The sequence below is a fragment of the Listeria ivanovii subsp. ivanovii genome, from assembly GCF_900187025.1.
Lineage (GTDB): Bacteria > Bacillota > Bacilli > Lactobacillales > Listeriaceae > Listeria > Listeria ivanovii.
Genome location: NZ_LT906478.1, coordinates 2,197,118 through 2,211,423, shown reverse-complemented (window position 1 = coordinate 2,211,423; position 14,306 = coordinate 2,197,118). Strand labels below are relative to the sequence as shown.

The 14,306-nt window shown below is 35.3% G+C and carries 14 protein-coding genes and 1 pseudogene; 9 read left to right on the top strand and 6 right to left on the bottom strand.

What is annotated here, in order from left to right; genetic code table 11:
• Window positions 1-62 precede the first annotated feature (62 nt).
• Window positions 63-293: a helix-turn-helix domain-containing protein gene (locus CKV67_RS10920; RefSeq protein ID WP_014093445.1), complete on the bottom strand. Its 231-nt coding sequence runs from the start codon at window positions 291-293 to the stop codon at window positions 63-65.
• A gap of 124 nt (window positions 294-417) precedes the next feature.
• On the opposite strand from CKV67_RS10920, the gene CKV67_RS10915 reads away from it, so the two are divergent.
• From CKV67_RS10915 to CKV67_RS10885, 7 genes and pseudogenes are all read left to right on the top strand, one after another.
• The gene (locus CKV67_RS10915; protein WP_014093444.1) at window positions 418-1,149 is read left to right on the top strand and encodes an NADPH-dependent oxidoreductase; all 732 of its coding nucleotides are present in this window, start codon (window positions 418-420) and stop codon (window positions 1,147-1,149) included.
• A 79-nt stretch (window positions 1,150-1,228) separates the two neighbouring features.
• Window positions 1,229-2,185 (top strand): mannose-6-phosphate isomerase, class I, encoded by a 957-nt coding sequence (manA, locus tag CKV67_RS10910; RefSeq protein ID WP_014093443.1) that lies wholly within the window; start codon window positions 1,229-1,231, stop codon window positions 2,183-2,185.
• Between the two features lie 71 nt (window positions 2,186-2,256).
• On the top strand, window positions 2,257-3,111 hold the full coding sequence (locus CKV67_RS10905) for a metallophosphoesterase (RefSeq protein ID WP_014093442.1): 855 nt from the start codon (window positions 2,257-2,259) through the stop codon (window positions 3,109-3,111).
• A gap of 752 nt (window positions 3,112-3,863) precedes the next feature.
• Window positions 3,864-4,271 (top strand): lactococcin 972 family bacteriocin, encoded by a 408-nt coding sequence (locus CKV67_RS10900; protein WP_014093441.1) that lies wholly within the window; start codon window positions 3,864-3,866, stop codon window positions 4,269-4,271.
• A 70-nt stretch (window positions 4,272-4,341) separates the two neighbouring features.
• Entirely contained in the window at window positions 4,342-6,507 is a 2,166-nt protein-coding gene (locus tag CKV67_RS10895) for a DUF1430 domain-containing protein (RefSeq protein WP_014093440.1), read from the top strand.
• Window positions 6,500-7,122 (top strand): annotated as a pseudogene (locus tag CKV67_RS10890) (ATP-binding cassette domain-containing protein). The gene CKV67_RS10895 and the pseudogene CKV67_RS10890 overlap by 8 nt, the downstream one beginning before the upstream one ends.
• Window positions 7,119-7,307, top strand: a complete 189-nt coding sequence (locus CKV67_RS10885) for a bacteriocin-like WGxF protein (protein ID WP_025280041.1) — start codon at window positions 7,119-7,121, stop codon at window positions 7,305-7,307. The pseudogene CKV67_RS10890 and the gene CKV67_RS10885 overlap by 4 nt, the downstream one beginning before the upstream one ends.
• 100 nt (window positions 7,308-7,407) lie before the next feature.
• On the opposite strand, the gene CKV67_RS10880 is transcribed toward CKV67_RS10885, so the two are convergent.
• From CKV67_RS10880 to CKV67_RS10870, 3 genes are read right to left on the bottom strand one after another with little or no spacing between them, the layout of a single operon-like run.
• Window positions 7,408-7,581 carry a FeoB-associated Cys-rich membrane protein gene (locus CKV67_RS10880; protein ID WP_014093439.1) on the bottom strand — a complete coding sequence of 58 codons (174 nt, stop codon included), beginning with the start codon at window positions 7,579-7,581 and terminating at the stop codon, window positions 7,408-7,410.
• Window positions 7,582-7,595: 14 nt separating this feature from the next.
• Window positions 7,596-9,590, bottom strand: a complete 1,995-nt coding sequence (feoB, locus tag CKV67_RS10875) for a ferrous iron transport protein B (RefSeq protein WP_014093438.1) — start codon at window positions 9,588-9,590, stop codon at window positions 7,596-7,598.
• Window positions 9,587-9,814: a FeoA family protein gene (locus CKV67_RS10870; RefSeq protein ID WP_014093437.1), complete on the bottom strand. Its 228-nt coding sequence runs from the start codon at window positions 9,812-9,814 to the stop codon at window positions 9,587-9,589. Before CKV67_RS10870 ends, feoB begins: the two co-directional genes overlap by 4 nt.
• A gap of 321 nt (window positions 9,815-10,135) precedes the next feature.
• On the opposite strand from CKV67_RS10870, the gene pta reads away from it, so the two are divergent.
• A complete protein-coding gene (pta, locus tag CKV67_RS10865; RefSeq protein ID WP_014093436.1) occupies window positions 10,136-11,113 on the top strand; it encodes a phosphate acetyltransferase in 978 nt (325 codons plus the stop codon).
• A 40-nt stretch (window positions 11,114-11,153) separates the two neighbouring features.
• Here the strand turns inward: pta and pdxT are convergent, their stop codons facing one another.
• Together pdxT and pdxS are read right to left on the bottom strand one after the other, a co-directional pair.
• On the bottom strand, window positions 11,154-11,720 hold the full coding sequence (pdxT, locus tag CKV67_RS10860; protein ID WP_014093435.1) for a pyridoxal 5'-phosphate synthase glutaminase subunit PdxT: 567 nt from the start codon (window positions 11,718-11,720) through the stop codon (window positions 11,154-11,156).
• Window position 11,721: 1 nt separating this feature from the next.
• Window positions 11,722-12,609, bottom strand: coding sequence for a pyridoxal 5'-phosphate synthase lyase subunit PdxS (gene pdxS, locus CKV67_RS10855; RefSeq protein WP_014093434.1), 888 nt, complete (start codon window positions 12,607-12,609; stop codon window positions 11,722-11,724).
• A 125-nt stretch (window positions 12,610-12,734) separates the two neighbouring features.
• On the opposite strand from pdxS, the gene CKV67_RS10850 reads away from it, so the two are divergent.
• Window positions 12,735-14,165, top strand: coding sequence for an aminotransferase-like domain-containing protein (locus CKV67_RS10850; RefSeq protein ID WP_014093433.1), 1,431 nt, complete (start codon window positions 12,735-12,737; stop codon window positions 14,163-14,165).
• The last annotated feature ends 141 nt before the right edge of the window (window positions 14,166-14,306 follow it).

Below are 14,306 nucleotides of genomic sequence, written 5' to 3'. Positions count from 1 at the left end.
GAATATCACTAACTAAAGTGTACCATATCGGACTTTGTTCGTCTGCTTCGCTGTTTGTGAATCTAGATTTCAAATGGACGATATTTTTTGCGTAGACTTTGTTGTTTCTCTAGGCGTAGTTCAATATCAATCCGGTGAAAGAGAATCATATTACCTTTCTTTGTAAAGGGAAGCACATTCCGTTTTGCTAGGGAAAGGAGCGCTTGCTTCGATATACCTAAAAACTCTGCTGCTTCATTTGCTGTCAGAAAGTTTTCTTCTAACCATTTAAAGTCAATTTGTTGTTGGCGCATGCCTTTTCACCTCTTTCTACTTAAGTGTAGAAAATATCTCCACGAAATACAAGAGAAAACATTAACAATTGCTTAAAAACAAGCTATACTTTAACTAATGAAATAAAAAATGGGAGGCATAAATATGAATGATGTTTTAACTTTGCTTAGAAATCACCGCTCTTTTCGCAAGTACAAACAAGGGGTAACTATACCTGAGAAAAAATTGGATGCAATTATTCGTGCTGCTCAAAGTGCGCCGTCGTGGATTAATGGCCAACATTATTCGATTATTGCGATTAAAGATCAAGCTCGCAAAAATAAAATCGCGGAACTTTGTGGTAACCAACCGTACATAGCTGAATGTTCTGTATTTCTTTGTTTTGTGGCAGACTTCTACCGAGTGAAATTGGCTAGTGAGATGCATGAGAAAAGTTTTGCTATTTCAGGCGAAGAAGATTTGCTTATGGTTGCTGCGACAGATATTGGTCTTAGCATGCAAAATGCGTTAACAGCAGCAGAATCATTAGACTATGGTACGATTTGCATTGGCGGTTTAAGGAGAAACATTACTGCTACCTCTGAATTTCTAGGTTTACCGGAGTTTGTCATGCCTGTAGTTGGTCTTTGTATTGGAGTACCAGATGTTGAAGTACCACTTAAACCAAGATTACCAAAAGAAGCTGTATATTTTGAGGAAACATATCAAACAGATGTCATGCCTTTACTGGAAGCTTATGATGAAGAAATTATTCCATTTTCAGAACGAGAAGGGTTTGTTTCTTACACGGAACGGTTAGCGAAATTTTATGATAAGCCATACTATCCAAATTTAACAGAGCAAATAAAAGAAAGAGGCTTTTTAGGCGGAAAATAACTAGCATCTTCTACAGTATTGGTATATACTTTTAATTGACAAAACCCAGCGGAAAAGCTGGAATGGAGGTAAGTTGATAATGACAGAAGCACTATTTTTAAATCCTGTTTTTCAAGACCGAATTTGGGGTGGAACGAAATTACATGATTATTTTGGTTACGATATCCCGTCTGACACTACTGGTGAAGACTGGGCTATTTCCGCGCATCCAAATGGTCCTTCCGTAGTTAAAAACGGCGAATTTAAAGGAAAAACATTAGCAGACTTATGGCAAGAAAATCCAGCTCTTTTTGGAAATCCAAAAGAAGCAGTTTTTCCGCTATTAACGAAGATTTTAGATGCGAATACGGATCTTTCAGTTCAAGTGCATCCAAATGATGAATATGCTAAGACGAACGAAAATGGCGAGCTTGGCAAAACGGAATGCTGGTATATTATTGACTGTGCGCCTGGTGCAGAGTTGATTTACGGACATAAAGCAGCGAGCAAAGAAGAATTCGCAAGTTGGGCCAAAAATGGTGAGTGGGACAAACTGCTTCGAAAAGTAGCGATCCAACCAGGTGAATTTTATTATGTTCCTAGTGGTACGATTCATGCGCTTGGAACCGGGACATTAGTTCTTGAAACCCAACAAAGCTCCGATACAACTTACCGAGTTTATGATTATGACCGCAAAGATGCAGAAGGAAACTTACGCGAACTACACTTAGATAAAGCAATTGATGTAACAATAGCTCCTCATGTTGATGCAAAACTAGATATCCAAACAGAAACACGAGAGGGCTTAACGGAAACTACTTTTGTTTCTAATGATTTCTTTAGTGTTTACAAATGGGAAGTGGATGGCAAGGCTGAATTCACAGCTAAAGCGCCATACACATTAGTAAGTATTTTGGACGGAGAAGCAGTACTTAAAATTGGAGAAACAGAGCAAGCTATTAAAAAAGGCGACCATTTTGTTTTACCAAATGATGTAAAATCTTGGGAAATAACTGGCAAAATCACAGCGATTGTTTCTAATCCTCCTGTAAAATAAGGAAAAGAAGGCTTTGCTGTTCTGCAGTAGAGCTTTTTTATAAAATGAAAAGACAACATAGAGGTGAAAAAATGACTAGGAAAAAGAAGTGGATTGTTGCAATTGGCGTTATTATTATCTTGCTTATCGTGGGCTGGTTCGCTGGAACGAGGTTAACTGTAAAACAATATGAAGTGAGTTCTACTAAAATTACAAAAGAAATAAAACTTGTGCAGTTATCTGATTTACATTTTAGTGAATTTGGTGATAACAATAGTAAGCTGATTTCAAAAGTTTCGGAATTAAAGCCGGATGTTATCGCGATTACAGGGGATTTGTTTGATAAACAAGGTGATAGCGTACCAAAGTCTTTTATTAAGCAATTAACAAAAATTGCACCAGTTTATTTTTCACCTGGCAATCATGAGTATGATGTTGAAAATGCGTACGAAACGGACTATAAGCCTTTTTTAGAAGAAGCAGGCGTAGTTATTTTAGAGGATGAAACAGCGACAATTGATGTTAATGGGCAAAAATTTCAAATGTCGGGATTGCGCAGTAGTGCGAACTTAGCTTACGATTATCCTTATTATGAGGAAGGGTTAGCAGAAATTAAAAAGCAGCAGAATCCAGCTTATTATCAAGTATTACTCTCGCATATGCCGGATTATTTTGAGCTATATGTAGATAATGATTTCGATTTAACATTAAGTGGGCATACGCATGGTGGAATTGTCCGAATCCCGTTTACAAATATAGGTGCTATTGCGCCAGGACCACAGCGATTAATTCTACCTGAATATGTTTACGGCAAACATACAAAAGATGGCAAAACAATGATTATATCCGCGGGACTTGGTGCAGGAAGCCTCCACCAAAAGGCCTTCCCGAGGTTGGGAAATCCGTATGAGATTGTGGAAGTGATGATTAAGCCAGAGAAGAGATAAATGAATTAGGGAATAAATCTCAGTAAGTAGGAAAATGGATTTGGGGATTCCTTTTGAGAGGAGTATTCAAATCCATGTTTTAATACACAAAAAAACCACCTTTGTTAGAGTAGGAGTGACCAAACTAACAAGGTGATTTTTTGTATGAAAATTATAATATAAAACTCCAGGATTTACCTCTAGATTTAGAAATGAAATTTGATGAAAAGGATATCACTTTTGAGATGCATCATCTATCGTCATTGAATACTTTAGGAAATTAATTTTAATGTAAAAATCATATTGCATGTGTTTATAAGTGTTAGAACTGATGAATAAATATTCAATTTTATTTCAATTAATGTTAGGTATTATGTGAAAAATATCAATAAAAAACACTAATAAAATACTTGAATGTGAATTTTTTGTGACGTTTTAATGTGGTGTATGAATAATTATTGAATAAAATCTAAGGACAGCATTTTTTTGTTTAAAAAAATTGTTTTTTTACTCGAAATACGTAATATTTCTTCTAATATAAATGCAGTTTTAAGTTGCTGATGACAAGAAATGGGCATTTTAATGCATTTTTGGTTATACATTATTATTTTATGATATAGTTTAATTAAACGTTTTTATCATGTTGCTTAATGGAAAAATCATATGTTTATAAATTTATCCCATCTGAAAATTTAAATGATTTTGCAGGGTAATGAGATAAAAATGTCTATGCAATTTTAAACTTAATTAGAAGTGAAAAGAGTAGGAAAAGAATGAAGAAGAAAGTTTGGGTTTTAGGAATTACATTGTTTACTGTATTAGCACCAGTCGGAGCTCTTGCTGCAGACAGTACAACAAAAGAAATGCAAGGTGAGACAAACTTAGATAACTTAATCAGTAAAAATACTGAAGGTGAAAAAGTGATTTTCTCCGAGTCAAAAGAAGCTTCAACTAATTCGCGACCGCTGTTAAAAGCATCAGCAAGAGGAGGAACTTTTACAGTTAAATGGGGCGGAGACAGGCATTGGTCAAATTATAATCATCCTACAAAAACACACAGATCAAGCGCCTCAAATAGGAGAGCAACAGTGCGTAGCGGTTGGATGACTAAAGGGAAGTTAGCGAGTGCATGGATAAAGTCTTCATTAACAGGAAATAAAGCTAACTGGGATACAAAATAGTTACATATAAAGCTGGGAAATAGCATTTTTGTTATTTCCCAATTTTTCAATAATAAGAAAGGGTGATGTTGTGAAAAAGTTCCTTTCAATTGTTATATTAATAACACTCATCATAGGGAATTTTACGTATTTTAATCTTATTAAAAATACCTTATCAAGGGACTTTCTTTTCAAAAATCAAACAGAAGTTCATTTTAAATATAAAAATGGGGAAGATGCCACCCGCTTTATTTTATCTATTCTAAAAATCTCAGAATCAGAAAATATCAATATATCTCAATATACGTTTTTAGATGAAAGAGCTATAAATATTTATTCCTCCAATATTCTTTCTGCTTCAAATATAGTACTTAAAAATGGAAATAATCCTAATGGCAATGGGTTCTTGTCAAATGATAAGATTAACTCTAAAAATCAATCTGGAGAAATATATCATCCATCAGAATATTGGTCAATCAAGGTTTATAATTTTGAACAAGTTAACAATGTTGGTATGGGGGATACTTTTTATATAGAAGGATTGGATAATAAAGATACATATCAAGCTTTTTTAAACGAATTTGAGCAATATGGCGAAATATCCGTTAATTCAGTTAATATTGGTTGGTGGAATTATATCAACTTACCTCTATTGCTGACATTATTGTTATGCATCATAATTTTATGTATCATTACATATTATTACCTAATGTATTCTAAACATAAATTAATAGTCAATCTGATTTGGGGGAATTCAAAACTATCTACTCTGAATTCTTTGTTTTTTAGTTTCATAAAATTTGCTATATATATTGTATTCATTATTCTTTTGATTTTGATAGTTTATTTAATTAGTGTGCAGAGTATTTACTTAGCAAAATTTCTAATGCAATTTACTATTATTAATATTATGTTGGTAGGTGCTATTGTTCTTCTAATGTATCTTTTTGGTTATCTCAGAATCAAACGAATAGATAAACCATTAGCAAAGAATCAAGTACAGTCACAAAAACAACATTTAATCGTCAATTTAGGGATTAAATTAGTACTCCTTATGCTTTGTGGTAGTATTTTTGTTTCCAGTTACCAATCATTTCAAACATTAAATAATAAGTTAGACAGCTTTGAGGAGTGGGGGAAAACAAAAGATATTTATAAAGTTCGTGTAGGCTTGGTATCAGAAGAACTTCGAGATGATTTGAAAATGGACAGATTATTAAATAATAAATTTAGTGCTTTTTATGAACAAGGAAAAATAAATAAAGAAATGTTTATGATGTTCTCAGGAAACTTTCAAAGAATTGATGATGAGACATTTTTTTATAAAACATATTTAAAAAATGATAGTCAGATAAATTCACCTGAAGGAAATAGTGTTGAAATTGATTTAAACTATTTAAAACTTAATCCGATTGAAACGGTTCAAGGGCAACGGGTAGAAAAAGAAGTTATAAGCCAGGATAAGGTGTTAAATATTATTGTCCCTGAAAGTAAAAAGAGCTTTGCGGATGAAATAAAAAGTATGTATCTAGACTTTTTTCATTTTCAAAAAGTGGAAGTAGCAAATATGTATAATGAAGCTTTGAATCAACCAAAATCAAATATAAGGAAGAAAGATTTACATATCAATATCATATACGCTAAAAATCAGCAACAATATTTTACTTTTGATAGTAATGCTGGAGAGGTCAAAAGTAGTATGATTACTGATCCAATAGCAATAATATATACAGGTAATGTTGATACTTCTTATATTGGAGCACGATTAACTTCTTCTGTATTTTTTAATGATAAAACCAAAGGAGACGCATTCAATAGAATTCAACCTTTTATAAAAAAATCAGGTGCAAAGGAAATAACTCATGTAGATAGTGTTTATGAAGAACTGTCAAATGAAATAACAACACTAAAATGGTCTATTTATCAACAATTAATAGGAACACTTATTTTAGGATTATCCGTTTTAGCTTTTATGGCATTACTTATATTAGCTTATTACCGAGAAAACCTTTATAAGCAACTAATTTATTATGTGTTTGGATTTTCATTTTGGGAAAGTAGTAAAGCTTTTATTATTTATAACCTTTCTATCAGCTTTCTTTCGGGTGTAATAATATTTTTGGTAAGTAAAGAGATGATTGTGTGGAGTTTTATTTTATTTATTATATGCATTGAGTTGATGATACTATATTATATAAGACAGAATATGATAAATAAAGATATTAAATCTATAATAAAAGGTGAAAAGTATGATTAAATTAAAGAATATTAGTAAAAAATTCAGGATAAATCCATATTGAAAAACATTTCGCTTACTGTTGAAGATGGTGAATTTGTTGCAATTGTTGGCGAAAGTGGAAGTGGAAAGACAACATTACTGAACATAATAGGGCATCTGGAATCAAAAGATAGTGGCGAAATACAAATTGACCATAAGAACCATCAAACAAAAAAAGAAATTATGCTATTAAGAAGAGAGACACTAGGATTTATATTTCAAAATTATTTATTAATGGAAAATGAAACAGTATTAGAAAACTTATCTATTTCGAAAGGTGTAAAGCGAGAATTAATAATCCAACAGCTTCAATATGTTGGATTAGGTGAAAGCTATTTGTCACAAAAAGTATACCAATTAAGTGGTGGTGAAAAACAAAGAATAGCTATTACGAGAGTTCTATTGAAGTCGTTTCGGTTATTACTTGCAGATGAACCCACAGGTAACTTGGATGAGAAAAACAAACAAAAAATTATGGATCTTTTTTTTGAATTAAAAAGACAAGGAAAAACGATTGTTTGCGTAACCCATGATCAAGAAATAGCTGAAAAAGCAGATAGGGTCATTCGAATTGAGGAAGGAGCAATTAGATGAGAATAATAGGGATTTCATTTGTAAATAGTATATTAATCTTATTTGTAATACTAATTCATAAGGTTTTATTTAGAGTATTACACTTTGGTTATGAGAATTTATTGTTTTATTGGGGTACTTTTATAGCAATTTATTTTCTGTTAAATCTACTCACTAATAAAATTTTATTATCTAAAAAATCATAAGAGAATAAGATGGATAGGCTATAAAAAAGGCAAAATGGATAATAGATTACAATGAAAAAACAAGAGAGTCAAATGAATTCCATTTAACTCTCTTGTTTTTTCATTTAAATATATGGTCCAAATTTGTATGCTCCTCTGATTCGCAGTTACAAGCTTTTTCTAGCTCGCAGCCGCCGCATTTGCCTTCTTTGCTACGTTTGACAAATTTTATAATCGCATAAACAGTATAACCAAAAATGGCGCCACCGAGTAGTAAGTTAACGATAATACTCATCTAAAACACCCTCCTTAAACGAATAGACTACCAATCTGATATACAAGAAAAACGAGTACATAAGCAGTTACAAGTGGATAAGCGACAGAGAAGGCAGTCCATTTCCATGAACTCGTTTCTTTTCGAATCGCAGCAACTGTTGCTAAACAGGGAATATACAGCAGAATAAACAACATAAAGCAGTAAGCCAATAGCGGGGTATAGAACGTACTAACCACACTTCCCATTGAACTTTCCCCAACTGCATAAATAATCGCCATCGTGGAAACAACTACTTCTTTTGCTAAAAATCCGGGAATAAGTGTTGCCCCAGCTTGCCAAGTTCCAAAACCAAGTGGAACAAGCAATGGTGCGAGTATGCCACCGATAATTGCTAAAAAGCTTTCGCCCATTGGCACATCAAAGCCAGATGGACCGGCATAATTAAGCAACCAGATAATCACGGAACCAGCAAAGATAAATGTCCCTGCTTTTCGTAAAAATCCTTTTCCTTTTTCCCAAGTGCTACGCCATAAAGTTCTAAGGGAGGGCAAGCGATAAGGCGGGAGTTCTACGACAAATACCGAATTATCTTTTTTTAGAAGTGTTTTTGAAAGGATTTTAGTGATAATTAAAGCCATTAAAATTCCGATAACATAAAGTGAAAGAACGACCAGCGCTTGATACTTTTCGAAAAACACACCAACAAAAAGGGCATAAACCGGAAGGCGTGCTGAACAAGACATAAAGGGAGAAACTAAAATGGTTAGCGTGCGTTCTTTAGATTCTTCAATGGATCTTGCCGCCATAATCCCTGGAACATTACAACCAAAACCAATAATCATCGGGATGAATGCTTTTCCATTTAAGCCAAACATTTCCATTACTCGGTCCATCACAACAGCAATTCGCGCCATATAACCGGAATCTTCTAGGATGGAAATGAAGAAGAAAATAACTAGAATTTGTGGGACAAAGACGAGAACGCCCCCAACACCAGCGATAATTCCATCAGCAATTAGGTCAATAATAAAGCCAGATGCGCCAATAGTTGTTAAAAAGGAGGTTGCCCAATCTGTGAATGTACCTCCGATAAAGCTGTCGAGTAAGTCAGACAATGGAGCACCAACCCAAGTAAAGGTTATTTGGAAAATCAGCCACATAATTCCTAAGAAAATGGGAATCCCTAATAATTTATGCGTAAAAATTTTATCTAATTTGTCAGATAGAGGAATATCAGAATTACGCGTGTATTCAACCGAAGTCAAACAAATATCATGAATATAATCGACACGAATTTGGTGAAAATGTTTTTCTAGCTTACCATCAAGTGCTTCTTCAAGTTCACTTCGAATTAGAATGAGTTGTTCGAAGTTAGGTTGTGTTGTTAAAAATTCTTCTATCACTTCATTTTTAGAAAGAAATTGTACAGCTAGCCAGCGTGCTTGTTTGCTTGCGACAACATCTTTCGTCAAGTCTTCAATGGCGTTAATCGCTTTTTCTGTCGGCTCGCCATATGGTAAAACAAGTGGAATTGCCGGTGCGACATGTTTTTCAGATAAAGTGGTTAAAATATCATCGGTGCCTTTACCAGATCTAGCAACGACTGGCAAAATCGGAATTCGGAGTTTTTTAGCGAGGTTTTGGATATTTAGATGAATTCCTCGTCCTGCTGCAACATCAATCATATTTAGTCCCATAACAACAGGGGCACCGAACTCAAGTAGTTGAATCGTTAAATTTAAGTTTCGCTCAATTTGCGAAGAATCGACAATATTTAACATACAATCAAATTTTTCTTCTAATAAAAAACGTGTAACAACTGTCTCGTCTCGGGAAATCGGATTTAAATCATAAATCCCTGGCAAATCAATTAATTTACCCGTTTTTGAACGCAAGGTTCCGACTTTCTTTTCAACCGTTACTCCGCTCCAATTTCCAACATATTCATAAGAGCCAGTCAGTGCATTAAATAGAGATGTTTTCCCTGTATTTGGATTTCCTAGTAAACAAAAGGTATTTTGACTCATCTGCGTTCCACCATAATGGCACAAGCATCGCATTGCCGAATACTAATATATTGTCCCTTCGTCTCAAACGTACATGGTCCGCCAAATAATCCTTTTTGTTTGACACAAATTTCACAACCCTCATCGCAACCGAGCGCGAGTAGGCGACGTTTAAGCATCGCATTTTCTAGTTTTAATTCTGAAATACGAACTTTATCACCAATGGCAGTTTCATTTAATTGCATAAGCAAACAGGCCTCCTTTTTAAATTATGTAATGAATATGATAATCATTATCAACTATGTTCATTTTATCACGAATGGAATTTAATATGAAGCTTTTTTTGGATTTAATTAGTTAAACGACAAAAAAGTATGGTATAACAGCAAAAAAATTTCTGAACTTCAGATAGCTCTTTCGTCTTATTGTCATGCCTTTTTACGTCTGTATTGATACACGGAAATAAGTGCCAGAGCTGTTTTTAATCGGTTTTTGCCTATCAAGTTGCTTGTTTTTATAGTAAAATAGTATCTATAACATTTTATATTAATGGAGGAAAATAACCCATGAGTGATTTATTTACTACGATTAAAGGACAAGTTACTGGGAAAAATGTGCGCATTGTACTTCCAGAAGGTACGGATGAACGTATCATCGGAGCAGCTGCACGTCTAAAAAAAGAAAACATTGTTACACCGATTTTACTTGGAAATAAAAGCGAAGTAGAAGCAGTTGCAAAACAAATTGGTGTTTCTGTGGAAGGAATCGCCATTCATGAACCTGCAACAGATCCACTTTTTGATGAATTAGTGGCTGCATTTGTGGAGCGTCGTAAAGGTAAAGCAACCGAAGAAGCTGCTCGTAAAATGCTTGCAGATCCAAATTATTTTGGAACTATGCTTGTATACACAGGTAAAGCTGAAGGATTAGTAAGTGGTGCAGCTCATTCTACAGGCGATACAGTTCGTCCAGCACTACAAATTATTAAAACAAAACCAGGCGTAAGTAAAGTGGCTGGGGCAATGATTATGGTTCGCGGGGAAGAACGCTATTTATTCAGTGATGTAGCAATCAATATCGCGCCAGTTGCAGCAGACTTAGCTGAGAACGCCATTGTTAGTGCGGAAACTGCTGAAATTTTCGGCATTGATCCACGTGTTGCCATGCTAAGCTTCTCGACAAAAGGTTCTGCTAAATCCGATGAAACAGAAAAAGTAGTAGAAGCAACTGCTCTTGCAAAAGAAAAAGCGCCAGAACTTACACTTGATGGCGAATTCCAGTTTGATGCTGCATTTGTTCCTACCGTTGCTGAGAAAAAAGCTCCTGGTTCTGTTATTAAAGGAGACGCGAATGTATTCATCTTCCCAAGTTTAGAAGCAGGAAATATTGGTTACAAAATTGCGCAACGTTTAGGTAACTTTGAAGCAGTTGGCCCGATTTTACAAGGCTTAAATGCACCAGTAAATGACTTGTCTCGTGGCTGTAATACAGATGATGTTTATAATTTAACACTAATTACTGCCGCTCAAGCAGTAAATAAATAATTAGCAAAAAGCAGTAGACTCGCGCGAGTCTACTGCTTTTTTATACGATTTTTTCTAAAAAGTAATGCATCCAGCGATTATCGTCTGTTAATTCAGGATGGAAAGCTGTTACTAATATTTTATCTTGTCTTGCTGCTACAATTCTATCATCAATCATTGCTAGCACCGTGACATTATTACTTGGATCTGTTAAATAAGGAGCACGAATGAATACTGCTTCAAATGGATCTGGTCCAAATGCTTCTACAAGCAATTCGGCTTCAAAGCTTTCTTTCTGACGTCCAAAACCATTTCGAACAGAAGTTGCATCAATTAGCCCTAAACTTTCTTCGCCACTCTCAATTTCTTTTGATAAAAGGACGAGTCCGGCACAAGTTCCAAAAATGGCTTTACCTTCTTTAGCAAATGAACGGACAGGATCCATTAAATCATAATGCTTCATTATTTTACGCATGGTGGTACTTTCTCCACCTGGTAAAATAAGCCCATCAAGCTCAGTTAAATCAGTTGCGCGCTTTACTTTTTTTGCAAGCGCACCGGCGGATTCAACCATCCGAACATGCTCATCGACAGCTCCTTGAATTGCAAGAACACCAATTGTTTTCATCTTAAAAACTCCGATCTTGCATTCGATCTTCTGGATTTAAGCGGGACATTTCGATTCCTTTCATCGGAGCGCCTAACTCTTTCGAAAGTTTTCCGATTAATTCATAGTCTGTATAATAAGTTGTTGCTTGAACAATCGCATTGGCAAATTTAGCTGGATTATCTGATTTGAAAATTCCTGAGCCAACGAAGACTCCATCTGCTCCGAGTTCCATCATTAAAGCGGCATCAGCCGGAGTAGCAATTCCGCCAGCAGCAAAATTAACGACCGGAAGTTTGCCAAGTGTTTTAATTTCTTTGATTAATTCATAAGGAGCGCCAAAATTCTTCGCGGCAACCATTAATTCATCATCGGTCATACCAGCAATTTGACGGATTTGGCCGTTTACTTGACGCATGTGGCGGACTGCTTCCACAATATTGCCAGTTCCAGGTTCTCCTTTGGTACGAAGCATAGCCGCTCCTTCACCAATTCGGCGCAATGCTTCACCGATGTCACGACAGCCGCACACGAACGGAACAGTGAAATCAGATTTTAATAAATGGAATTCATCATCAGCAGGGGTTAATACTTCACTTTCATCGATGTAATCCACGCCCATTGCTTCTAAAACACGAGCTTCCGTAATATGGCCAATTCGCGCTTTTGCCATAACTGGAATGGAAACTGCATTCATGACATCTTCCACAATACGAGGATCTGCCATACGAGCTACTCCACCCGCCGCACGGATATCGGACGGAACACGTTCAAGTGCCATAACTGCAACTGCACCAGCAGCTTCGGCAATTTTTGCTTGTTCTGCATTAACAACATCCATAATGACGCCGCCTTTTTGCATTTGTGCCATGCCACGTTTTACTCGGTCAGTACCAACTTTTTTCTCCATATTAACAACCTCCATTAACTTAATTGAAATTACCTGATTATTATGATAAGCTAAAAGCCATTTCTTACAAACGGCCAATTGGATGTTATTTTCTCCATCCAATTTTAATAGGAGGAATAAAACGAATGTGGCAACTAACTTCTGATTCAAAATTACCGATTTATTTACAAATTGTTGATTTAATTGAAACAAAAATTATGAACGGGGAGCTTTTACCAGAAGAAAAATTACCACCGGAAAGAAAACTTGCTGCTATGCTTGGTGTGAATCGATCTACGGTTGTGCGTGCGTTGGATGAATTAACCGCACGAGCTGTCATCGTTAGAAAACAAGGAAGCGGTACAATCGTAAATGCTGAAAAATGGGGGCTTTTTGCGGGGCAGTCTACCAATTGGCGCCATTATTTAACGCAAGGTGGTTTTACGCCAGCAGCCCCTTACATTCGTCAAAATAGCATAATAGAAAAAATGCATTCTGATGAAGTTATTGATGTAGCATCAGGTGAGCTCTCTCTTGAAATGACACCAAAGCTTGAAACACCGAGTCTTTCATGGCAATCCTTTATTGCGGAAGAACGACTAGAAGATGAGGCAGGTTATTATCCGCTCCGAGTAACGATTCAAAAACAAATGGAGACAGCATATAGTTTAAAAACACAGCCTGAACAAATTCTTATTACTTCAGGAGCTCAACAAGCCTTATTCCTAATTACCCAATGCCTATTAAAACCTGGTGATGCCGTAGCAATAGAGTCTCCTTCCTATTTTTATTCTTTATCATTATTTCAATCAGCGGGATTGCGGATTTTTGCGTTACCAATGGATTCAGAAGGTGTGATTATTTCAGAGCTGAAAAATTTATATCACAAACATCGAGTGAAAATGGTTTTTGTTAATCCTACTTTTCAAAATCCAACAGGGTTAGTAATGAGTCTATCACGAAGAAAGGAGTTAGTGGAAACTTGCTCCTATTTACAAATACCAATAGTAGAAGATGATCCATTTTCAGAGCTTGCTGCCTTAGATAAACAAATCCCTGTTCCTTTAAAACAATTAGATAAAGATAACGTTTTATATATTGGCTCACTTTCTAAGATAATGGGGGCAACTGCGCGGATTGGCTGGCTGATTGGACCGGGAGCTGTAATTGAACGTCTTGCGCTGGCTAGAAATGAAATGGATTTTGGTTTAAGTATTTTTCCACAGGTGCTTGCCAATGTCGTATTAAATACGGCTGGATATGAGACTCATTTAAACGAGTTACAGCACATTTTGATGGAACGAAGAGACTATTTGATTGGAGCGATAGAGGAAGTAATGCCGAAAAAATTAGTCTATATTAAGCCAAAGGGTGGGTTTCATTTGTGGATAAAGTTACCGATGTCGTTTCGATCTGTTCGTGATTTTGATGTATTTACAGATAAACAGTTACTTGTCATGCCTGGGTTCGTATTCGGTGTAAAAGAAGCTGTTATACGAGTGACTTACGCCCGATTAGAAAAAAATGATGCCATAAAAGTTGCCCAAATTATACAACAAATATTAAAGAAAAGTTAACCTAACTCCAAAGTGATTTGGAGTTTTTTGTATCATTAAATAGATAGCTTTAAAGAAAATAAAAATTCATTATTTTGACACAAGTGCAATTTAAAAGATACTAATAAAGGAAAAGTAGTTATAGGATAGCATGATATTATT